This is a genomic window from Cysteiniphilum sp., from assembly GCF_057495195.1.
The window spans coordinates 1-23745 of record NZ_JBXTEF010000141.1; the positions used below are offsets into that span (position 1 = coordinate 1).

The 23745-nt window shown below is 38.5% G+C and carries 19 protein-coding genes; 11 read left to right on the forward strand and 8 right to left on the reverse strand.

The window, feature by feature from the left end:
* From ACY10D_RS11715 to ACY10D_RS11745, 7 genes are all read left to right on the forward strand, one after another.
* Positions 1–513: hypothetical protein (locus tag ACY10D_RS11715; protein ID WP_487000908.1), on the forward strand; the 513-nt coding region annotated here is incomplete at its 5' end.
* 59 nt (positions 514–572) lie between these two features.
* Complete coding sequence (gene traN / locus ACY10D_RS11720; protein ID WP_487000909.1) at positions 573–1538, forward strand: conjugal transfer protein TraN; 966 nt, start codon at positions 573–575, stop codon at positions 1536–1538.
* Complete coding sequence (locus ACY10D_RS11725) at positions 1535–1858, forward strand: hypothetical protein (RefSeq protein ID WP_487000910.1); 324 nt, start codon at positions 1535–1537, stop codon at positions 1856–1858. The genes traN and ACY10D_RS11725 overlap by 4 nt, the downstream gene beginning before the upstream one ends.
* Positions 1858–2730, forward strand: coding sequence for a conjugal transfer protein TraF (traF, locus tag ACY10D_RS11730; RefSeq protein ID WP_487000911.1), 873 nt, complete (start codon positions 1858–1860; stop codon positions 2728–2730). Before ACY10D_RS11725 ends, traF (ACY10D_RS11730) begins: the two co-directional genes overlap by 1 nt.
* A complete protein-coding gene (gene traF / locus ACY10D_RS11735; protein ID WP_487000912.1) occupies positions 2723–3370 on the forward strand; it encodes a conjugal transfer protein TraF in 648 nt (215 codons plus the stop codon). Before traF (ACY10D_RS11730) ends, traF (ACY10D_RS11735) begins: the two co-directional genes overlap by 8 nt.
* Positions 3367–4806 carry a conjugal transfer protein TraH gene (locus ACY10D_RS11740; RefSeq protein ID WP_487000913.1) on the forward strand — a complete coding sequence of 480 codons (1440 nt, stop codon included), beginning with the start codon at positions 3367–3369 and terminating at the stop codon, positions 4804–4806. The genes traF (ACY10D_RS11735) and ACY10D_RS11740 overlap by 4 nt, the downstream gene beginning before the upstream one ends.
* A 14-nt stretch (positions 4807–4820) precedes the next feature.
* Complete coding sequence (locus ACY10D_RS11745) at positions 4821–7745, forward strand: conjugal transfer protein TraG N-terminal domain-containing protein (RefSeq protein WP_487000914.1); 2925 nt, start codon at positions 4821–4823, stop codon at positions 7743–7745.
* A gap of 4 nt (positions 7746–7749) precedes the next feature.
* Here the strand turns inward: ACY10D_RS11745 and ACY10D_RS11750 are convergent, their stop codons facing one another.
* Entirely contained in the window at positions 7750–8205 is a 456-nt protein-coding gene (locus ACY10D_RS11750; protein WP_487000915.1) for a hypothetical protein, read from the reverse strand.
* A gap of 50 nt (positions 8206–8255) precedes the next feature.
* Here ACY10D_RS11750 and traD point away from each other — a divergent pair, with 50 nt between their 5' ends.
* The 4 genes from traD to traI all read left to right on the forward strand — a co-directional run bounded on the left by traD (position 8256) and on the right by traI (position 18987).
* Positions 8256–10673 (forward strand): type IV conjugative transfer system coupling protein TraD, encoded by a 2418-nt coding sequence (traD, locus tag ACY10D_RS11755; RefSeq protein ID WP_487000916.1) that lies wholly within the window; start codon positions 8256–8258, stop codon positions 10671–10673.
* A gap of 55 nt (positions 10674–10728) precedes the next feature.
* The gene (locus ACY10D_RS11760) at positions 10729–11535 is read left to right on the forward strand and encodes a complement resistance protein TraT (protein ID WP_487000917.1); all 807 of its coding nucleotides are present in this window, start codon (positions 10729–10731) and stop codon (positions 11533–11535) included.
* Positions 11536–11537: 2 nt separating this feature from the next.
* Positions 11538–11846: a hypothetical protein gene (locus ACY10D_RS11765; protein WP_487000918.1), complete on the forward strand. Its 309-nt coding sequence runs from the start codon at positions 11538–11540 to the stop codon at positions 11844–11846.
* 769 nt (positions 11847–12615) lie between these two features.
* Positions 12616–18987, forward strand: coding sequence for a conjugative transfer relaxase/helicase TraI (gene traI / locus ACY10D_RS11770; protein ID WP_487000919.1), 6372 nt, complete (start codon positions 12616–12618; stop codon positions 18985–18987).
* On the opposite strand, the gene ACY10D_RS11775 is transcribed toward traI, so the two are convergent.
* From ACY10D_RS11775 to ACY10D_RS11805, 7 genes are all read right to left on the reverse strand, one after another.
* Complete coding sequence (locus ACY10D_RS11775; protein WP_487000920.1) at positions 18984–19307, reverse strand: helix-turn-helix domain-containing protein; 324 nt, start codon at positions 19305–19307, stop codon at positions 18984–18986. The genes traI and ACY10D_RS11775 overlap by 4 nt on opposite strands.
* Entirely contained in the window at positions 19297–19653 is a 357-nt protein-coding gene (locus ACY10D_RS11780; protein ID WP_487000921.1) for a type II toxin-antitoxin system RelE/ParE family toxin, read from the reverse strand. Before ACY10D_RS11780 ends, ACY10D_RS11775 begins: the two co-directional genes overlap by 11 nt.
* A gap of 73 nt (positions 19654–19726) precedes the next feature.
* Positions 19727–21172: an SEC-C metal-binding domain-containing protein gene (locus tag ACY10D_RS11785; RefSeq protein ID WP_487000922.1), complete on the reverse strand. Its 1446-nt coding sequence runs from the start codon at positions 21170–21172 to the stop codon at positions 19727–19729.
* A gap of 60 nt (positions 21173–21232) precedes the next feature.
* Positions 21233–21589 carry a hypothetical protein gene (locus ACY10D_RS11790; RefSeq protein WP_487000923.1) on the reverse strand — a complete coding sequence of 119 codons (357 nt, stop codon included), beginning with the start codon at positions 21587–21589 and terminating at the stop codon, positions 21233–21235.
* Between the two features lie 8 nt (positions 21590–21597).
* The gene (locus ACY10D_RS11795) at positions 21598–21933 is read right to left on the reverse strand and encodes a hypothetical protein (protein ID WP_487000924.1); all 336 of its coding nucleotides are present in this window, start codon (positions 21931–21933) and stop codon (positions 21598–21600) included.
* Positions 21934–22677: 744 nt separating this feature from the next.
* Positions 22678–23274, reverse strand: coding sequence for a zincin-like metallopeptidase domain-containing protein (locus ACY10D_RS11800; RefSeq protein WP_487000925.1), 597 nt, complete (start codon positions 23272–23274; stop codon positions 22678–22680).
* A 45-nt stretch (positions 23275–23319) separates the two neighbouring features.
* Positions 23320–23640: an ArdC-like ssDNA-binding domain-containing protein gene (locus ACY10D_RS11805; protein WP_487000926.1), complete on the reverse strand. Its 321-nt coding sequence runs from the start codon at positions 23638–23640 to the stop codon at positions 23320–23322.
* Positions 23641–23745 lie beyond the last annotated feature (105 nt).

Sequence of the window (23745 nt, forward strand, 5' to 3'; positions counted from 1 at the left end):
CACTTTGTTTTTGAGCCTAAAAGCTGTGAGAAAACCATTCCTGCAACCATTCATTGTAATAAAACGGCAATACCGCACACGCGTATCATACAAGTGCCTGCGCAATATATTCCGTTTAGCGGTACGGGTAAGACAGACTGGCGATCAGAGGCGTATCATTCAGGGGCGCACTTTACCTTTCCAACCACAGGTATATTAAAATCATTTTATATTACATCACATGGTAATTGGGGTGGGCATTATTGGGTACATATTCCACCAATAGCATCTACCATAGATGCAAATTATGGTACAAGAAGTGCTTTTTTTATAAAACCACAAAACCCAATATCTTTTGCTTACCCAAACTTAAACATTCAAGTCACACAAGGTCAACAAGGTCAGTTATCAGCAGACGGTAGAGAATATGCCTATGTGCCTGATATGACGATTGCCTATAACGGTGTGATTGAGATTCCAGGCTATGAGAAAAAAGAAAGCTACATTACATGGTCGGATACGATTTGTCCGTAGCGTTGAAGAAGGTGAGGAAGGTTTAACTTTAAGGTTTTTTTGAGAAGGAGTTATTAATAATGAAAGGGTCGTTATTACTATTGTTGCTTGTGGGTTTAGGTAGTCATGCAGGTGCTTATGCTGAGGGTGTGCCTCAAGGATGCACTTATACAGGACAGACATGTGTGCAGCAGGGGGGTACGCGTTATGTAGACGGTGTCCCTGTTTATTCTGATTGCTGGCAGTATCAGCAAAATTATACCTGCCAGATAACCCCTGCTGTAGACACCTGCACTACGATGGATAACTGCAATTATCAATCACAACAGTGCATAGCGCAGATTGCAGGTGTTTGTGTGAAATATCATTACGATTACAGTTGTCCTGTCAAGCATTGTGATCAGAAACCATTTAGTTGTGGCACACCAAAATTCTGTATGGACGGTGATTGTTATAATGCAAAACCCACCAATTCAACAGGGCAGGATTTCGGTCAAGCTGCCGCAGCAATGGCAGCCGCACAAGCTGCTGCGGATCATTTTAATAAAGATACGATGCAGATTTTTCAAGGTAAACCGATGTCTTGTCATAAAGCAATTGGTGATGCTTATGATTGTTGTAGTTTAGATGGTTGGGCTGAAAAAGTGCTTAAATGCTCAGATGATGAAAAACACTTAGCAGACTTAAAGCGTAAAGGCTGGACAGTAGATGTTGGTAGTTATTGTTCAAGTAAGCTAAAGCATCCTTGTACCTCACATGCTTATGTGTCGTGTACTTATGACAGCTTGTTAGTGGTTGATATTATTAAGCAAGGCGTGATTGGGCAGCTTCATCATAGTTTCGGTGATCCCAAATCAACACAATGCTTAGGTGTGACACCAGATGAATTGCAGAAGATTGATTTTAATAAAATTGACTTCTCTAATGTTTCTCAAGACATCATCAACAACATGAATCTGCCACAAGCAGGGCAGTCAACTGAAGATACTAAAAACAAAGTTGATTATCTAAAAGAACATGAGCAATCAGGTGGGGTCATCCAATGAGTGTTGTTGATCAAAACATTGGCTTAGCTTCGTCCAATGATAATTTAACTGCCAATCATCAGATACTTAATCATAGTGGTAAGGCAAGCGGTGAATCTCCATTTAATGCGCCAGCTAGAGATACTGATTCTAGTGGTTTAGTGGTTGTTTGTGTCGTGATTTTTCTGATTTATACGCTGCTTATTAGCATCTACAACAGAACAAAAACATGGAGATCACAGCAGATCAATTCATCTCATAATTCATCAAGTCGAGCGGGTAGAAAGAATCAAAAAGACAAGCTTACTCAATCGAATCAAAAGCATGGCGGGGGAGTATAATGATCATCAAAGATACCCGTAAAGTGGGTAAAATAAAAAACAGACAATTTGCGTGCCAATTGATTGCTTTGACGATATGTATTGTCCTCAGCAAGCCTGCTGTGGCGCAAGAGGTGATTATTCAAGAGGGACACAACAATCAAGGCTGGCAGTTTTATTCAGAGATTATTCCTGATCCTGCCCTTAAAGCAGTCATTGAAAAAGCGCATAGTGGCAATGGTAAAGTCAGTAGCAAAAAAACTGACCCTTACCCTTACACCACGGCAATGGAAGATTTACGAAAAAGCTTCGCAGAAATTCAGAATCGCTATTTATTAAACCCTACACAGGATAATACGATTGCGTGGCAGAAATCAATTATTGCCGTTGAGAAGATGGGGCAGCGTGCAGCTTTGGCGCGTGTGAAGATGTTATTAGCACATCCTGAGTTATCCTATCGGGCAAGCAACCCAACGGAGTCCAATGCCAGACAGATTGCCAACATTCGTCATTTAGATAAACAAAAGCAAATGACGCGTGAGATAGCAAAAACTCATGCAATGCTGTTTTTCTATGATGCAGCCGATCAAAATGCGGAATCGTTAGCCCCAAGTATTGCACAATTTGCCACTGATTATGGCTTCACATTCAAAGGGATGCCATTAACCAACCAGACTTTATCTGCTATCAAAGATAACAGCAATCATCCCGTAAGTAACCTTAACCTTGCGCACAAGTTCGGTGTCACGGTTTTCCCTGCCATTGTACTGGTGAATCCTGTTGCAGGTACTGCGCAACCCGTTGCTTATGGCTATATCTCAACGAATGAGCTGTTAGAGATGCTTTATATGATTGGTACAAACTACAGTACAGAGGATGTTTTCAATGATTAGAACAATAACTACAACCTATTTGTTAATACCTTTGAGCTTGTTGAAGAAAGCAGTCCAATCGTTGCCTGTTTATGCGCTGTCTTTACTGATGTTAATGATTTCATGTCAGATCAGTTTTGCGCAACACCCTGCTGATTTAATGGCAAAGATTATTGCAGAGAAACAGTCTAAGAATCAACAAAGCAACTCAACTGTAAGTGGTGTGTTAGCGAGCAGTGTTAATGGGTCAAACCCTAATTCATTCGGTATAGTGGGAGATAAACAAGAGGCAAATGCGCAAAGCAATCCTTTTTATCCCATTGAGCAGCAATGGGTATTAGTCGTGTTTTTCTCTTCAACCTGCCCTCACTGTAAGCGCTTTATGCCAACCTTAAAGCAATTTACCCATGACTATCATTTTAAAGTGTATGACTACACCTTAGATGGTTCAGGACTACCAAGCTACCCTAATCCACTACCACCCGATCAGCAAACAATTCATGATTTTTTTGGTAATGATCCTATTGAGTACCCTGCTTTGTTTATAGTTAAAAAAAGCAATTTAACAGGTATTCCTGTCAGTGTGGGCGAGATGCCTTATGCCATCTTAAAAGATCGTTTATTGCAAGTTAAAAAAATGATTCAAGAGGAAGGTTTATGATGTTCGTTGTAATGCAGTCTAAACGATTTATATATTATATTAAGCAATTGGCAATCATTTTGGGTTTAGCTATTGGACTTACTGTGGGTTTATGCCATCCAGCTTTTGCGGGATTAAATGGTGAGTTAGACAGCTATTTTAATTCAGTAGGTTACTCATCAAACACAACAACACCTAGTGTTTATCAAGGACAGCAAGCAGGCTATTTAAATGGTGGCTCATTGATGGTTCGTGCCAAAGATCGTACCATTCAGCCCATTGGTATTCATCTGCCAAGCCTTAAAGCAGGGTGTGGCGGTATTGATGCCTATATGGGCGCATTTTCTTTTATTAATTCTCAAAAGCTTGTGCAATTTGGTCAGGAGATTTTGCAAGATGCCATCCCTGTGGCAATTGATCTGGCAATGCAAAGTGTGTCACCGACCTTGCAACGAGAAATGGAAAAGCTCACAAAATGGGCTAACGACATTAACAACTTGAATTTCAGTTCATGTCAGATGGCGCAGAGCTTAGTTGGCGGGATGTGGCCGAAGAATACGGCTGCACAACGCCAAATTTGTCAGGAAGCCAATTCAGGAGCGGGCAATATGTTTGCTGACTGGGCAGCTTCTCGACAAGGTTGTGGCGCAGGTGGTCAAGGGGATGATGGCTTAAATAACGCTAAAAACAATGCCGATACACAAAAGCGCGTTATGAAAAATACCAATGTTGTTTGGCAGCTTTTAGAAGGGTATGACTTTTTAGCACATGATGATGAGTTGCGTGAGGCGTATATGTCAATATCAGGCACCGTTGTCTTCGATCAAAATGGCAGCGCGTACCCTTGCAGCACAATGGTCAGTGAATCCATGATTCAAGCGCTGTTGTATGGTGGTAAAGTGCCTGTGTATGTATGCGATGATATGCATGACTGTTTGCATATAAGAACACCCTCTCAAGGAGCAACACCGATTAATATTCCTGCTTCCAGTGGGTTAGTCGTTCAAGTGACCAAATACCTTAATCAGTTAAAGCAGACCGCACTCAATGATACGGCTTTAACCGCTGAAGAACAAAGCTTTATAGGTCTAGCTGGCATGCCTGTATTGAAGATGATTCAAGATGAGTATCAGGCAGGTATTGTCGATATGAATGATTTAAACACCTATGCAGAGATTATTGCGCAATCTTTGCTAAGCAACTTCTTACAGCAAGCACTGGATCAGGTGCAGACTGCTGTTGCGATGTCTCAGGCAACTGATGCTGCCAAGAAAACCATTGAAGATAGTATTGCCTTGGCTGAAACCAAAGTCAGAACAATGTCACTGCAAAGCTATCAAGAAATCCAAACACAGGAAGCGCTACTTTCTAAAACCATCACCTTAGAGAAAATGGGGCAAGGGCAATTAGCAGCGCAAACTCAGCAAAACATGATGTTTAACACCAATAATCAGTAGGAAGGAAAGAGAAGATGGCAACTGTACCTATTTATGTTTTTGCAGGGGCGCATAGCACTGCTGATATGCTCAATGCCGTTGCAATGTTTGCAGGGGATAATAATTATCTTGAGCTAATCAGTATTTTTGGGTTGGTCGGGATTGTTTTATTAGCGATGAAAATGCTCGCAACAGGCAACTACCAAATCATGTTTAACTGGGCAATCACCTATGTTGTTGTGATGGCGCTTTGTATTGTGCCAAAGACAGATGTGATGGTCATTGATTTATCAGATAACACGAGCTTTCAACAAGTTGACAATGTGCCTTTAGCTTTAGGTGTAATCGCCAGTGAATTATCTACGATCAGCTACGGTCTATCACAATTCATTAGTGACGTTTATCATGCGCCAAATGATCAGGAGTATACTAAAACAGGGTTCTTATTTGGCTCTCAACTGGTGCAAACAACCTTGCAGGCGCAGATGCCAGATGCGAACACAATGGCACTATGGGATCGTTACACAGCGCAATGTATTTTACCTGATATTGCTTTAGCACGTGTTAATCCGAATAAATACACGATGAGTCAACTGGCAAACGCCCCTGATATATTTAGTTTTTTAGCGAATCATAATCCATCGCCTTTACGAGGCATTTATATTGATAGTAATTTCAATACTTGTCAGCAGGCACTACCTAAGCTTAAAGCAAAATTTGAAGCGCAGGCAAATGAAAGCTTGGATTTCCTTGGTAAAACCTATTATCCAAAACGCCAGCAATTGCAGGACAACATTAAAACGCTAGTAAGTAATACATACAATTATATGTTTGGGATGTCTAACTCAGCACAGCAGGACTTAGTGCAGAACATGGCAATTAATTCACTCAAGCAGGGGCTTAAAGCGGCGGCGGCTGAAAGTGATGCCAGTGCAGCCTTAAATTACGCTGTTTCTCAAGCGCAGAAACAAGAAACAGCAAGCTATCTTACAATGGGGCAATTAGCAGAGGTTAACTTGCCTGAAATGCAAAGCATTTTGTTTACCTTTTTGTTGGCAATGTTTCCGTTTTTTGTCATCTTTTCTTTTATCCCAGATATGGGGTTGAAGGTACTTAAAGAGTATATCATTGGATTGATTTTCTTATGCTCGCTACCTGTGACCTATACGGTATTGCATTACTTAATGCTCTCCGAGCTTGCTAGTAGCGGCAACACCTATGGCTCTATTTATCAGGGGATTACTTTATCGAATATTAATCCCATTGCAGCAAAACACACGCAGATGGCATCAATCGCGGGATATTTGATGTCTTTAACGACATTCTTAACCTACATTATCGTCAGAGGGCTTGCTCAAGGGATGGTGAGTATGTCTGAGCGATTAGGCGCATTAGCTAATAGCGGGGTCTCTGCTGCGGCTCATCAATGGACAGATGGCTCGTTAAGCTTGAACTCATCTCAAGTTGGTAATCATACATGGGATTCAATTACAGCGAATAAGCACGATCTTGCGCCAATGGATCGCTTTAATTCTGCCAGCTATCAACGTGGTGATGGGGCAACAGTGACACAGTTTGCCAATGGTCAAATCAGTGTTGATCAACCAAACTCGAATCTGCGTTCTGGTATTAACGTCTCGCAAAGTATTAGTGACAGCCTACAACATTCATTAGCAGATGCACACAAAGCAACGCTTTCTGATCGAAATAGCTTAGGTATGTCAAGTGCCAGAACCACTAATGACTTGTATCAGTTGGGAGATAATATTTCTCATGGTCAGACGCAAGGTATTCAAATGAGCGAATCACAGCAGGCTGCCTTTACTAAAGCGTATCAGGAAAATCAGAATGTGGTTGATCAGGTGATGAAGAATACAGGAATGTCGCATGATGATGCTTCAAAATCACTTAAAAGTCTTTACCAGTCTGCCAAAGGTGGTGTTAAAACTGAAATCCCAGAACTATTCAGATTAGTGGAGCCAGTAAATGCCTATGCTTCTGTTGAGGCTGGTGGTACTCATAGTAATGAATGGTCTCACTCTGATTCATCTATGAATTCAAAACAGTTACAAGAAGCTGAATCATTAATGAAATCTTACTCAGACAGCATGAATACAATGAGCAGCATTGCTACTAATAGCACAGTAACAGATAGTAGCTCAAGAACAGGCGCTGTACTACATAACTTTAGTGATGACTATCGTCAGACACAAGATTATTCACGTCAGGTTAGTGCAGATGAAGCGCGTGAAAAAAGCCTATCAACGGCATTGTCGCAAGCAAAAACCAATAGTGCTTCTATCAATGAAAATGCTAACTTTGATTATGTCAATATGCTCAAAGATCGCTTCCCGCAGCATTATGCAGATATATTAAATGACAGCTCTCCTGCAAATGCGGCGATTCATCAATCAACACAGCAGGACTTTGTGAATGAGAAAGTTGCTGACTTCAATAGAGAGTTTGGCATCGGGGCAAATACATTTGGCAACAATCAAATTGATAATGCGAATGCTCAAAATAAATCAAACCTTGATTTTAGTGCGCAAAACACTAATGGCAATGCGGCGTATCACACAGATACGTTAAAAGATAATCATGCGCAAGGTGGCTCTGCATTGTATGAAAAAGCAAGTGATAAAGGCATTAAGTTCGATCAAAACACCTATGATCAGCAAGTTGCACAATCTCAACAGTCACTAAATTATGGTACATCTCAGGTGCATAAAAAAGGCGTAGGACTTAAAGAGTCTGCACATGCGCGCAATCAATCGATCAAAGATTCATTACAGCAAGATGGAGTGTTGCCACAAAGTGAAAGTTTAGTTTCTGGAGTGACAAATAATAAACCCCAATCTCCAGATATAAGCAAGCTTAATGCAAGCGCTGCTGAGGAGAATGGAAAAATTGCGCAAGAGGCGTGGAGTAATTTATTCGGCGGTAAAGGAGATAAAAAATAATGTGCTATTTATTGCTAAATTGTTTTAACCACTGTTCTTTAAACGCGCGGTACATTGGTATGGATTCTTTGTTGGCGGCTAATTGTTGCAAGACTATTGCTGTAATAATTGATGCAATACTTAAACCAAAGAATACGATGCTATTGTTTTTGGTTGCCAATGTATCGGTCATAAACCACAAAATGTTAAAAACAACAAATAAAGCCATAAACATCCACGAACCTAACATGAGTGGTCGTGCTTCTTTGTTAAGAGATTTTAATACAGGCGTAAAAAATCCTTTTGTATCTTTCAAATACTTAGGATCAGATTGCCAGCTATCACTTACATCTGCTATGGTATTAGCAGGATCATCACCATATATTGCTTGGTACAAATCCTTGTCCTTAAAGACTTTTTGGGCAAAGTCTGCATCTTCGAGAATCATCTTCCGAAATTTGGCTTTAGTTTGTGCATCCATTTTCGTCACTCCTTTACGCATCAACACTTGTCGTCAAGAGGTATTATAGCATGTCTAGTAAAAATTTAACAAAGAAAAATAAACAGGCACACTTCACTCGTGGGGCGCAGATTACCTTCCATAATTTGCGGATGTTATCACAAGCCAGTGGCAAGGTTTTTAAGATCGGCATTGCTATTTTTGTATTGGTGATGGTGATTGGTTTTGTGCTGACAATGAATAAGACGATGATCACAGCCGTATTTGGTTTTTATAAAGCACATGCGTTAACGGCTTTTCATCGTGGACAGTCACTAATTTGGGTTTGGTATCAGGGTAACTGGGGATCACAAAATGCCAGCAGTGTTGTTAATGATCTATGGTTTAAAGAAGAGGTTGCCAGTTTTTGGTGGTTGATTGTGACTTTTGCGGTCATCGGTGTTTTTCTGTCGGTGCTATGCACTTATTTGGCAACCATTGGTTTGCGCAAAGTTGGCAAAGATCGTACAACTGATAAATTTGATCGCGGAATGGAGCTAGACTCTCCTAAGGTATTAGCCAAGGCACTTTCAAAAAACCAAGATCAATCACTAATGGCAATTGATCGCCATCGTGTATTACCCAAAAACTTTGAGCTATATCAAACCTTGATTGATGGCACCACAGGGATGGGTAAGACAGTCTTGTTGATGAAGTTTTTAAGTTACGTGCGCCAGCAGGGAGATCGAGCAGTTATTTATGATAAAGGATGCTCCCTTGCGCCATTTTTTTATCGTGAAGGGGTTGATCATTTGTTGAATCCATTTGATCAAAGAAGTGTAGCATGGAACACATGGGCAGATTGTGAAGACATTACGGACTATCAAAATATTGCCGATGCCTTAATCCCAATGCATGGGCAGGCTGATCCTTTTTGGGTTAATGCTGCTAGAAGTATTTTTGTTTCTACTGCAAGCAAGATGCAATCAGATAAATCACGCTCAACGTATAAGCTATTATCAATGCTTTTAACCTCAACGCTTGAAGATATATCCAGTTACTTAGAAGGCACGGATTCAGCAACCTTGGTCAGTACAAAAGCCCAGAAAACCGCAATTTCCATCAAGTCTATTTTAGCAACGTATGTTAAGTCATTGCGATTCTTGGCTGATATTGAAGAAAAAAACACTCAAGCCTTTTCTATTCGCAATTGGATTCATGATGAAGCAGCTAATCGTGGTTCATGGTTATTCTTAACGTCTAACACTAGACAGCATGCGTCAATGCGACCATTAATTTCTGTGTGGCTTACGATTGCCTCATTAGCCTTACTCGAAATGGAGCCTGATGAGCATAGACGTATTTGGTTTATTATTGATGAGGCACCCTCTTTACATGCTATTCCAAATTTACCTGAGACGATTGCAGAGGTTAGAAAGTTTGGTGGTTGCTTTGTGATTGGCTTGCAGTCATATGCGCAGCTACGTAAAACCTATGGCACCGATTATGCCGAAACCATTTTTGACTTATTAAATACCCGCTTTTTCTTTCGCTCACCCTCATCACAGATGGCAGAAATATCCTCCAAAGAGCTAGGGGAACAGGAAATTGAGCGCTCAACTGAGCAATATTCTATTGGAGCTAATACTATTCGTGATGGTGTTTCAATGGGTACTCAATCCGTTACCAGAAGGCTTGTAAGTCCTGCGCAAATTATGCAGTTAGATAAGCGCCAATGCTATTTGCGTATTGGTGGTTCTTATCCTGTCACTAAACTTAAGCTTGAGATTGATCAGCTTCCATTGCAAGCCAAAGGGTTTATGCCGCGAAATATGTCACAAGAGTCGATGAGCAAAATGCAAAAAATTGATTTGTTAGCGGGGGACGCTATGTATGGCAATCTCAAAGCATTGGATCAGGACACTTTAAATAATCTTAACAGTGTATTAAGCGATAGCCATGATGACTTAAAAGGTGATGTTGATCGCCATATCAATGCTCTTGAAACCTTTGATCGTCAAAAGCTAGCTCGCAAAGCTCAGAAAATACAGGAAAGCGCATCAAGCATCGATAGTGATGAATTGAATGCTAATGGCATAGATGATGATAATTCAACAGAAAATTCATCTATCGAAAACAATCAAATCTCTACAGCAGATCGCAATGTCGCAGATAAGAGAAGCAGAAAAAACAAGAAAGATAAAAAAGATAAAAAAGATAAGGAAGACAAGAGAGATGAGACAGAAGGTGATTCAGATGGATCAGGTGACGGTGGTGGTGAGTCATTAGCATTTGTCGATGCTGGAAATGCAATAGCCGAACATCATGGTAATCAGCATAAGAAAGACAAAAAGGACAGCATAGCAAAATCAAAATCTCAAGGTAGCCCAGAAAATAAAAGGGATACAGATAGTTTGAAAACCCAAGAACAGGTGATTGATCAGAAGAAAGCGCAAGAGGTCAGTCAGTTAGCTGAACTCGATGAAAATTATTTTGATGATTTGCTGTAAACAACTACAGCGAAAACTTTAACCAAAACCAATCAACGCACAAAGGAGAGAACAGATGGGCGTAAAAACAAATGATGTAAACGGTATCAATCAGGCGAAAGGATCAACACTCAAAAAGCCTAAGCTACTACGTCAATTAGCCGTAATAGGTTGTGCTGCATTTATTGGCAGCCAACTGGCAGGATGCTCAGCCATTAGTACGGCAATCAAACATCGCAATTTAGAGACAGAATCAAAAATGAGTCAAACCATTTTCCTTGATCCTGTTAGCCAGAAAGATAAAACCATCTATGTGCAGGTAAGAGATACCTCAGGGCAGGATGTTAATTTAAAAGATGCTCTTGTTGCTTCATTAACAGGTCAGGGGTGGCAAGTTGTGAATGATGTTGATCAGGCGCATGACATGGTGCAGGTCAATGTACTTCAAGTTGGTACAGCACCAAACCAGCAAGCCGTATGGCAATCGATGAGTAGTGGCTTTGGCAATGCAATTGTTGGTGGTTTTACAGGTGTTGCTGTTGGATTAGCTACTGATAGTGTTGCCGCGGGATTGGGCGTTGGTGCGGCAACAGGCGCAATTGGTTGGGTTGCTGATCAGATGGTTGAGGATGTGACGTATTCCATGATTACCGATGTTCAAGTTTCAGTGCGCACAGCAGGTGTGACGGAAACAACACAGGGTAATTTAGCACAAGGCACCTCAACAACCGTTAAGCAAAGCTATACGCAAAAAACAGACTGGCTACGCTATCGTACGCGCATTGCTAGTGTTGCTGATCAAGTCAACTTGGACTTTAAAGATGCCAAGCCAACCTTAGTGAGTGAAACAACAAAAGAGATTGCGGGCATATTTGGAGCTTAGAAATGGGCATACTATCAACGGAAAAAGTAAAGCGAGTCGCCATTGTTTTGACACTTTATGTGGTTGCAGTGTTAGTTAATATGATGTTTATCATTTGCTTATATTCTTTGTTTTCAGGCGCACCAGTCAACCAGTCGATGCTAGGCGCAATGTTAAGGACATCATTATTTGTCTCTGCTGTGATGTTTTATTCTGCGGTTGACTTTTTTAGTCTTGGAGAAAAAGAAGCAAGAGATATAAATCTTATTGGAGTCGTTTTTTATACGTTTATCTTAGTGGTTAGTGCAAGCGCATTGCTTATTAATGACTAAATGGATTGATAAAAAACAAAAACAGTGTAATTGCAGCAACGCTCATAAGAAACGAAGAAATGCTGATATGTAATGGCAATACGATTGAACCTATAGAAACAACAGTAAGCCCAATCAGCATATTGATGATTAATTTTTTGATGAAGTCATCCATAACGATACATAGATACATTTAAAAGGTCATTATATGAAAAACATTATCGTAAAAAAATCATTGCTTCAAGCCAGTTATCTTAGTTTATTGGTAAGCTTTCTATTTACAGTTGTCTTGAGTTTTATGCATCAAGACACTCTTAAAGACATACTTAATTTATATGAGCATAGTGCCATCATGATTATTAGTTTGGTTCTTTTGTTCATGCTAATAAGAAAAATGAGATTCAAGCGCTAAAGTAACTCGAATAAGTTGATAAAACCATCATTGAATGGGTTGGGCTTCCTATGCCAAAAATTAGTAAATACAAAAAAAATTAACACATTTCACCCTTTAGCACAGGCGTTATTTTGATTGCATAGCAATCAATTTTTGAAATCTTTACGAATTTTTAGCTTTAACGCTGGTAGCTAAGTGTGAAGTAATTTATGTGGCAGTGGCTTACGAGGGGAAGGGAGGGGAGGAAATTAAAGCCGACTACCACATCTGATGTAAAGTATAGCAGAGCAAAAATTAAAAGAAGATTAAATCAGTCATGAAAAGCAAAAAAAGTAAAAAAGAATAGAAGAATAGAAGATAAGTCAACGATGATCAAAACAGTTAAGAGGGCAGAGCATGATCTCGATTTCAGCAATTAAGCAATCAGCGAAAGGTGCGGCTGAGTATTATACCAAAGACGAGAAAAACTATTATTTATCCGAAAAAGAAAAGGGGTTAGAAAATAGTGCGCTTTGGATGGGTAAACTGGCTGAGCAGTTTGGACTGGCAGGCAAAGCCGTTGATGTTGAAACGCTGACCAAAATTCTGTCAGGCGAATCACCTGATGGCGGGCAAAAAGTGTCGGATCATGGACGAGGACATCGCACAGGTTGGGATTTTACTTTTTCGGCACCCAAAAGCGCTTCATTGATGGCATATATTTATGGTGATTATCGCTTTATTGAGGCTCATGACAGAGCCATTGTTAAAGTGGCTAAAGCTATTGAAAAACACACCGCACAGGTGCGTATTTCAACAGAAGAGGGGCAAGTGTTTGAAAACACGGGTAACATGTGTATTGCTGCTATTCGTCATGCCACCTCAAGAGAAGATGATCCGCAAGTGCATACCCATTTATTAGTGCCGAATATGAGTGCTGATAAAGACGGTACATTGCGAGCAATGGCATCGACCATGATTCAAAAGCATGGGGTGATAAATGGCATGGCTGAGCGTGTTTTTCATGATCAGAAATATTACACCGCGATGTATCAGTCATTTTATGGCAAAGAAATTCAGTCGATGGGCTTTGATGTGGAGTCAATGGAGAATGGACTGATAAATATTAAAGGTTTTTCTAAAGAGTTAATTCAAGGATTTTCAAAAAGGCGTGAGGATATTGTTAAAAAAGCTCAAGAGCTGGGCATTAAAACACATGCTGGCATGGATGTGGTAACTTTGGCAACACGCAGTCCAAAGTCAGCTAAAAACATCGATGAGTTAATGGCTAACTGGCAACATGAAGCCAAAGATTATGATGCTAATTTTCATCCTGACCAACTCAAAGACAGCTCAACTAAGCATGTTACTGAAATAAATCCATCACAAGCGAGCTTACAACAACAAGCAATACATGCCTTAACCGAGGCAATGAAGCATTTGGGTGAAGTACAAACCACGTTTCGTTATGAACGTCTTATTGAAACTGCCTTAAATAAATTTATGGGCAACAGCTTATTAGATGTCAATGACCTAGATAAGGCATTAAAGCACATGCTGCAATCAGGGTATGCTGTATCTTGCCCTAATGACCAAATTGCCAGTGTCTTATCATTAGCACAAGAAAAAAAGCTGCTGGACACCGTTAGTCAGAAATTCAAATACATGTCATGTGAAGTGAATGCTGAAAAAATGAGCGCCTTGAATATCAGTGACGATAACAAAAAAGCGATTACCGATATTTTAGAAAGTGGCAAACAAACTAATGTGATTAATGTCAAAGGGGATCGGATTCCCCTGCTAGAATCGTTACTTGTTGCCGCTGAAGGTGCTGGCAAGCAGGTGACGATGATTGCTCCGAACCATAGTTATTTATCTGAGCTGAACACCATCAAAAGAACACATGCCGAAAACAGTACATTTAACTGGTTTAAAGATTTATTTAAGGTTAATCGCCTGCACACGACACATTATGCGCAAAGAGATAGTGTTAGTTTTAAAAATCAGGTGGTGATTATTGATCAAGCACAGCGCTTAAGCTTTAGTGATGCACAAGCCTTAATTGAAAAAGCTGCCACCCAGCAGGCTAAAGTTGTTTTAGTCAATGGCTCAAGTAGTGACCAGCGCATCAAAGGTCATGTAATGGATACGATCAAGCAGGGTAATATCACTGAGGTTCAATTTCACCATCAAGGCGTTGTTGAGACAAATGTTAATCTCCATGAAATCAAAGATAACCAGGAGCGCATTGCACAAATCGCCAAACAGTATGTTGCTTTATCTCCAGATGAGCAGCAAACGACTCGTGTTCTGGGTGGAAACATGCGCGAGGTTGCAGGACTCAATCTGGCAATCCGTGAAGCCATGAAAAATGATGGCAGCTTAAGTCGTGTTGAGCAGGAAGTGTCACATCTGTCACCGTGCTTTTTAAGTGATGCAGAAAAGCGCACCGCGCAATCTTATAAATTAGGTCAAGTGATTAAATTATCACGCCCTAATGAAGCAGCAAAAGTTGCCAGAATTACCGATATTGATATACATAAAAATCAGTTGACCTTGAAAGAGATGGGGCATCAAAACAACTCCTTAGTAGGTAAGATTCTTAACCACTTCACATCAGCGGATGGTAAAGGTGATAATGCTCATATTTCATCTGCTACTTCATTCACACTGGCAACAAGGAGTAATGCTCCACATATTCAAGTATATGATCAAAAAGTTATTCCTGTGGCAGAGGGTGACAAACTATTTATTGCGCCAACTCAGCAAGGAAAAGGTTATACAGAGAAAACACTGTTTGGTAGCTTTACGGTCAGTGAATTTCACCCTGCAACTGATCATAAAGAACAGGAAAAAGTTACTTTAACGGCTGAAGAGGGTAAAAACTCAAAACCCATCACAATGCGATTGTCTGAGTTGGCAACGCATAATATTCGCTATGATTATGCGCATAAGCTTAACTCTCTCTTAGAAACGGAAAAAGACAAAGCACATAATGTGATGGTCTCGCTACCTAGTTACATGGCATCAAAAGAAGTGCTAGAGAGTCTCACAGAAAAAACACGAAATAACTTACATATTTATAGCAACCACTATGACGCACTTAAAACAGGATTAGATAAATCCGCTATTCGCCCTAACAGTATTCGCAGTGTTTTAAATTATGACTATCACAACAATGCTCCAAGCGAATCAAATACAACCAACACCCCAGACAATAGTTCAACCACATTAGATCGCACGGTAACCAATACAGCTAAAGAAAACATGATTGGTGATAAGTTGAGTCATGACATTAATCAGGCGGTAGCATCATTGCGCGATGGCTATAGCGACAAAATTAATATGACGCAGGAAAAAATCATTAATCGTGCCGTTGATTTTGCTGTTTCTCATTTATCGGATAAGGAAGCAGCGTTCAGACATCAGGACATGGTGAAAACAGCGATTTGCCATGCACTTAAAGAATACAATCAAGTGGTTACTGCTGAGGATGTTGAACACAAGTTAGGTGAACTTAAGGCGCAGGGTGATATTTTAAGTGCTGAATATGGCGATGGCACACGTTGGGTCACAAAAGAAGCCTATGAGTGTGAAAAATCCATCATTCAAGAAGTAAGAAATTCTCAAGGTCAAATCAAGCCATTAATGGATAGCAAAAAGGCAAATAGCTTTCTACAGCAAAGCCATTTAACAAGAGGGCAAAAAGAAGCCGTTAGCTTGATTTTGACGACAGAAGATCGCATCGTCAGCATCAATGGTTACGCTGGGGTTGGTAAGTCCACCATGCTTGAATGCGCTCAGGATATTAAAAACATGCAACAGTCACTGGAAAAAAGCAATGAGCAAGCAACCAGCAATCTTCGATTTTTAGGCTTAGCACCAAGCTGGCAGGCAGTACACGAGCTTGAAGCAAAGGGAATTAAGTCACAAACTTCTCAGTCACTGTTACAAGATGTGCTTAAGGCATCATCTAAAGAAATGGAAAAATATCAAAACACTGTCTTTTTACTGGATGAGTATTCGATGGTGTCCAATCAGGATATGCTGCAATTTGTTAAATTTATCAACCAGCACAAATTAAAAGCTGCCGCTTTAGGTGATGTTAAGCAGATTGGTTCAATGGGTCAGGGAAAACCTGTTGAGATGCTGCAACAAACGGGCAATATTAAAACCGCTCATATGAAAGATATTGTGCGTCAAAAAGAAATCAAAAATGCACAAAATGAAGTTGTACATGGAGATAAGAACCTACATGAAGCGGTTAAGCATATTGCAGAAGGTCGGCTCAAACCATCGCTAGAGGCGATGAAAAAACAGCAGGGCAGTCAGCGTATTCAATACGTCAACAATCGTTCTGTCTATCAAAAGGTTTTAAAATCAAAAGACTTTGAAGCGTATCTTAATCAAAACGTCATATCAACAGCTGATAAAGGAGAGGGACTGTCAACGGATAAAAAACTCAATACTGAAATAGCACATAACAAAATGATCAAAGCCGTTGCTTATGATTATTTATCACGCACACCTGAAACACGCGAAAATACACTAGTAACTGCCTACTCTCATGAAACACGCGACCAAGCAACACGCTATATTCGCGATGGTTTAAAAGCTGATAGTACACTGGCAAAACAAAGCCACAACTTCACTCGCTTGCGTGGTTTAAATATTACCGAAACACAAAAGCGTAATATCAGCAGTTATGTCGGCGGGGATCGTATTGTTAAATTAGGGCAAGATCAATATTACACGGTTGACAGCGTCACGAAAGACAGCCACATGGTGACACTCAGGAATGTTAAAGACGACAGCTTAAAAGTTATTGATACGCACAAAATCAATCCAAAGACAGTCGGCTTGTTTGTATCATCAACCATGCCCATTGCCTCAGGTGAAAAAATCATGATGCGCATCACTAATAAAGCCAAAGGCTTTCAAACAAATGATGAGTTTACAGTGACACACACTGACAGCAAAAGCTTTACTGTCAGAAATGGACAAAAACAAATCACTTTTGATGGTAAAGAAATGAAAGACTGTCACTGGGATTACGCCTATGTTAAAACCGCTAACAATGTTCAAGGGGCAACACGGAAATTTACAATTGATATTGGTGATCCTAAAAGTCCTTTGGCAAATCTTATGCGCTGGTATGTTGACAGCTCAAGGGCTACTGATCATTACCGTCTTTATACAACGGAAGATAAAGCACTGCTTTTAAAAATGTTTAACAATGATGGTGCTAAATACAGCGCCTTAGAAACATTACGTGCCTATATCAGTGACAAAAGTGATTTATCTAAAACAGGGGATCGCATACTGTTTGACACCAATATTAAGCAGCAACCAATCAATCAACCTTATGACCAAGGTAATGACAATAGAGAAGATAAAGAGAGCAAAGAAAATGAAGATCAATCTAAAGCGCAAACATCGCCAGAAAAGGCAAAAGCCAAGATCACCTCATCACAAAAATTAAAAACCAGCAATCAACACCAATCAAAACAACGATTAGATAAGCATGAGATTGAGCAAGCACTCAATGCCAATGCGGAAAATGTCCTAATCATGTTACTAGGTGAGAAAAACCCAACCTATTCAGATCATAAAACATGGGCTTTCGGCAGCAACAAAGGATCATTAAAAGTCACCATGAGCGGTAATTTTAGAGGGCATTGGCGAGACTGGTCAGGAGATGAAAAAGATCATGGCACCCTGTTAACACTTATTATGCGTGAAAAGGGCATGGATTTTGTTAGTGCCTTAGAGTATGCAGCAAATATAGTTAATGTGAGTCCACGCGATATTGATGCTCCAGCAATTCAACCCATTAAACCTAAAACACCAGAAGTGGCAAAGACATTCCCTTATGCACAGAAAATATATAACGGATTAAAGCCAATCAAGGGCACAGTGGCAGAGCGCTACTTAAAAGAAACGCGTGAAATCAAAACGCACTATAATGCGGATAATCTTTATTACCACAAAGGCGTTTTCTCACCCGAGGATCAACAACAGCACCCTGCATTAGTTGGCGTTTTTCGTGATAATAAAGGTGAATTTCAGGGCGTAGAAGCGATTTTCTTAGATAAGAATAATCCAGTCAAAGCTGATCTCAATATGCAAAAAATATCATATGGCAATAAAAAAGGGTTTGGTATTGAGCTATACAAACCACAACACAGTACGGGCATTACCTACATAGCAGAGGGCATTGAAACCAGTCTTTCAATCGCTGAGTCATTAGGTAAAGATAATCACATTATTGCCATATCAGGTGCCAGCAATATGGGTAATATTAATCCTGATGTAATCAATGATAATGTGGTTGTTTGTTTTGATAATGATGGTAAGAATGCAGATAGCTTAAAGGCACTTAAAAGCACCATTACGAAATTAGAAGAAGCAGGGAAAAATGTCATTGTGAGCATGCCTAATGAAGTAAAAACTGACTTTAACGATATGCTCAAATCAGAAGGAAGTGAGACAATACGCAGTAAAATCATTCATGATATAACACAGAGTATGGGCATTCAAGATCAGGATACGATCGAACAAATTGCAGATAAATACATTGAGGATACAGCCTATAAATTAGATAAACCCAACCCACAAGGAAGTCCGCTAGACGACTTAAGAAAGATCAGCGCTGAGCTTATTGCTAATGCTGAAAACCCATTAGATCAGTATGCAAAATCATACGAGAAAAGTACCGATAAAGGGGATATTAAACTACCTGATAATCGAGAAATTGATAAGCAGTTAAATATTGAAATATCGATTTAAGCCATCGCAAAATTGATGTTTGATGGAGCATTTTTAGCGGGATGAATATTGATATCAATGTCCTGACCAAGCTTCAAAAGAATGCTGAACATGCGATCAATTGTGAAGCCTGCAAAGTTACCATTGACGATTTTTGATAAGTCACCCTGTGCAACACCTGTTAATTTTGACGCTTTAACTTGCGTAATTTTTTCTTCTTTAAGTAACTGACTTATTTTGAGCGCTAACCGTGCTTTTGCCTGCATTTCGACAGGATCATTAAAGCCTAAATCATCAAAAACATTACCAGAGCCTTTGTGATATTTAATTTCATTTGCCATGATCAATCTCCAATTGCTTTGCTTCTTTTAAACGCTTTAGTATCATTTCAACATCTTGCTTTGGTGTTGATATGCCGCGCTTAGATTTCTTTTGAAAACAATGCAAAACATAAAGTGTTTCACCAATTTTTACCGTATAAGCACATCGATATGTATCACCATCATGGTTTTCAACTACCTCAATCACTGCTGTGCCGCTAAATTGTTTTCCTGTCAGTGGTTTTGCATGCTGATGCTTTTCACCTATTTGTGCCAAGTGCAGCGCATAACCCATTGCAGAGCGCACTTCCTCAGGAAAGTTTTTCAGATCGTCCAGTGTGGAGCCTAGCCATATTACTTCTTTCATATGAAAGCATGCTTAAATATAATATAGTGAATATACTATATTTATCAAGATTAATCAATTGTAATCAATATTGTCAGGATTTAAGTAAGCAGCATTTTTTGTACTTTTTTCCACTACCACAAGGACACGAATGATTGCGTCCAATTTTTTGATTATGGGGAAATTCTTGAAACGAAGTTTGTTTACTTTTAGATGATTCAGACTCAAAAAATTTGAATAATTCGTTTTGCTGCTGATACGCTATTTGTTGTTCATCACTCCATTTATCACAATGCAAAAGCAAAAAGTCTTCCGAAACCGTATTATAAAACTTGGGAGGTTCAACTGCAATACCAATAATTTTTGTTAAGTTTATAAACTTGTTCCTTGCTGCACCACAAGCTATTTCTAAAATTATTCTTCTCTTTTCTCTATACTCATCGTAATCAATATTTTTAGGATACGATAGCTGCAAAAAAACATAACCAGTATCAGGGTTTGTTAAAGATGTCATAAAATTCATATAACGAGCAAATCCATTTTCAAAAGAAGGAAAAGACTCAATTCCTCTTTGCATATGACTTGATAAAGCCCTTCTAGATAATCTGGATTCTTTAGTCATTTCAAAAACAGCAGACTCACTTTTTAAAATATCACCATTGCCAGAGGTTTCTCCTCTTAATGCATGTTCGCATGTCTTTTGAATAAGCTTATCCCACAAATATGATATTTTATTGGCTTTATTTCTCTCTTTGTAAGCTTTAGATTGGCAAAATTCATGCCATGCACCTTCACCAATATGTAAAGCATTTTCCTTTCCTGTTCGTGATCCAATAATATGCTTTTGAGAGACACTATCAAAGTTTAACAAATAATGAGCCAGCAAATCTTCTTCACCACAGTAAGTTAAACAATCTAATTTTCTGATGGCGTTTTCTTTTTCAAGAATGTACATTTTAAAATCTTCAAACGTATCAAGCTCATCAAGAATCATGATTAAGTTTTCCTCATCAAAGACATGTGTGAGATTATTCTTATCCATTCTCACCATGAAAGGAATATCGGGAATATTGGAATAAACGCTATTTTCATTGCATGTTGTACTTGAGTAGCTTAAAGCTAAACTGCCATATAAATTATTTTCCGAGTCAGTTTTACAATGATTTTTTGCACCATGTGCCACGATAATTTTATGTATATGTATATTATCTAATGATAATTTAATAGGTATCTCTTGTTTACATTTATCATCAAAATATATTTTACCACCACTACTTATATATCTTTCTGCACCACTAGCGGTTTTAACTTGTTTTTCGATTGTATTTTTTTTCCATCTTCGCCATTTGACATCTATATCATTATCTTGATTATCAAGAGCGCTATTCCCCCGATCAAAGAAAATGAATACATGATTATCAAAAACCGCCAAAACATCACACATTTCCTTTGCTTCTGATTTATATGGGTTAGCATAACACCATGCTTTCATGAATACATTTTGACATAAAGCTAGTAATAGTTTTTCTGTTTTTGTCACACCATTGCTTATCAAAAACGAACTCCATTTTATTTTAAATTTTTAACTAGATTGATAAAGTCAATCATTAATATCACCATCAACAACGCGTGACTTTATTTGCTGTACACGTGTTTTTATAAACTCAATTTCTTCACTTGATGATTCAAATAAAGGCTTATTGTCTTTATATAAAATCTTTAATACTGTCTCGAGCATCAATCTGTTTTCATGCGTCATAACGGCAGCATTTTGATAAAATTCCTCCCAGTTTTCCTTATTATCTTCTTCTGGGTTTAGCTGTTTTTCCTTAACATAAACACCTATTTCTAACAATTCTCTAACACAATCAGGAAAGCTTTTATTAGTTTCATTTGCAATATTTTCAATCCGTTTTTTTAGATTTTCATCGACTCTTACATCAATTCTAACAGACATATCCACCCTCAAATATCATCATTATTACCATGAACTACACGATTTTTAACTTGTTGAATACGTGTAGTGATATATTCTAATTCCTCATTTGCAGATTTAAATTTTGATTTACTTTCATCAAAAACGGCTTTTAAAATTGATTCCAAAATCAACTTAGATTCCAATGATTTAATCGCAGATATTTGCTCTAATTCATCCCAATTATCTTGAGGGTCATCTGCGCTTAATCCAACTTGAATTAAGTCTCTGACATATTGAGACAATTGAATATTTTTCTTTTTTGCTTTTTCTTCCAGCTCATCTTTCAAATAATCTGGGATTCGTATTGTTAATATTTTAGCCATTTCACCCTCGTTTTACCCTTGATTCAACCATTTATAAATATATGACGATTGTATTTTAATGTAAGTCGTTAGTCATACATTGAGCTGTTAACGGATAAGTTCCGCTTAATTTTCTCCATATTCTATCAAATATGATCATACAATCGTATGCCATCAAAAGCTAAACTCATAAATTCAGTGTATTTTTTTGTATGTCGCGACATACACTCGTCACACATCAACGCAAAACTGAGCTATTCTGTCATATACATGGCATACAATTCACGTTTTCAAAGCTTTTATCCGCTTAAAACCCATATCATACAATTAGCATACGCTTATTTTAATCGCCATACAATCGTATTATATAAATACTTATAAAATCAATCATATTTACTTAATTATATGGGTTTATGACGAATGTCATACTCAAATATTTATAAATATCATACATTCGTCATAAATGATTATTTTACATATGATGCGGTTATTTTTCCGAAAGTTCAACGCCATTTGGCGGTATATTGGAAAATAAAACAACTCATTTTCTCAAAAAAACTTCTCGCACGCTAACCCTTGAAAATAAAGGCTTTCACGACTTGGATTACGCCCCTGCTAACAGCGTGGGGTGTGCTACTATATTATATGACGGATTTTACCACTTGCTAACACGGTGAAAACATTGATCCAATTTTTAAAATATGAGCGCTAAAGCCAAAAGCCACTTCAATTTATGGCGATTGAATAAATTTATATTTTGTCAATCTAAGCAATTTCTTTATATTGATTCTGCGCACTTACATTCAAAAGAAAACTAAAAACTTTTACACAACCTTTAACAGCTTCTATGTAATCATCATCTGTTAAAAGTGAAAGCCAACTTTCAATATATTTTTCATGGTTTTTTATCTCACCATTAATGCCAAAATGCTTTAATAAAATAGTGCTACTGATCTCAGCAATTAACTCTTCTTTTGCATAAGACTTTTTGCATGAAAAATTTATTTCACGATTTAATCTGCTTGGATGCAATGTCCAATGCGCTAACTCATGCAAAAGTGTGGCTTGATAGTCTGCCCCAGTTTTAAAATATTTTGGACTTGGTAGGCGTATCTCGTCTAGCTCTGGTGAGTAATAAGCTTGACCAATGTCATGATGAATAATTTTTGGATTGTGTGCATTAATCAAGCTTTCGATGCCGCTATCTGTATTTATTTCATGATCAACATCTTTTAAGGTTGTTTGCGTTAAATTAAAAACTCGATACATTTTAGGGCATATAGCCGTATATTCGTATTTGTCACCAGTTTTAACCTTAACTAAATGACCATTGTTTTTATATTCATAATCAGATTTTGCCACACCTTCTTTTTTGTAAGTTGTAAAGAAAAAGACTTCTTCAGATTTTTAACCTTTACGCACACTTCCACCGAGTTCATTTATTTGTTTGAACGTCAACCATTGATTAGACTTGTAGCTATTCTCAAGTTGAGAAAATAATAATTGTAAAACATTAACGCCGTTATATAGTTTTGATTGACTATTAACAGGTAATAACTGACTGCCTGATCGATCAAAATTATCTACCCAAACGCCTGCGCCTTTTTTGATATTTTCTTTAATCTTTTGAGCAATTGACAAAACATAATCCTGATAGGTTGTTTTTACTGTTTTTTCTGCTTTTGAAGTTTTTAAAGTGCTATATTTTTTTACTTTTGTTGTAGTCATCGTGTTATCTCCATTGTTGTGTTGATAACACCTTTTGCAACAAGCCTTAAAAAATTAAATGCAAGGGTGCCGTAGGCACTTGCGTAGCCCTTGCATTTCAATTTT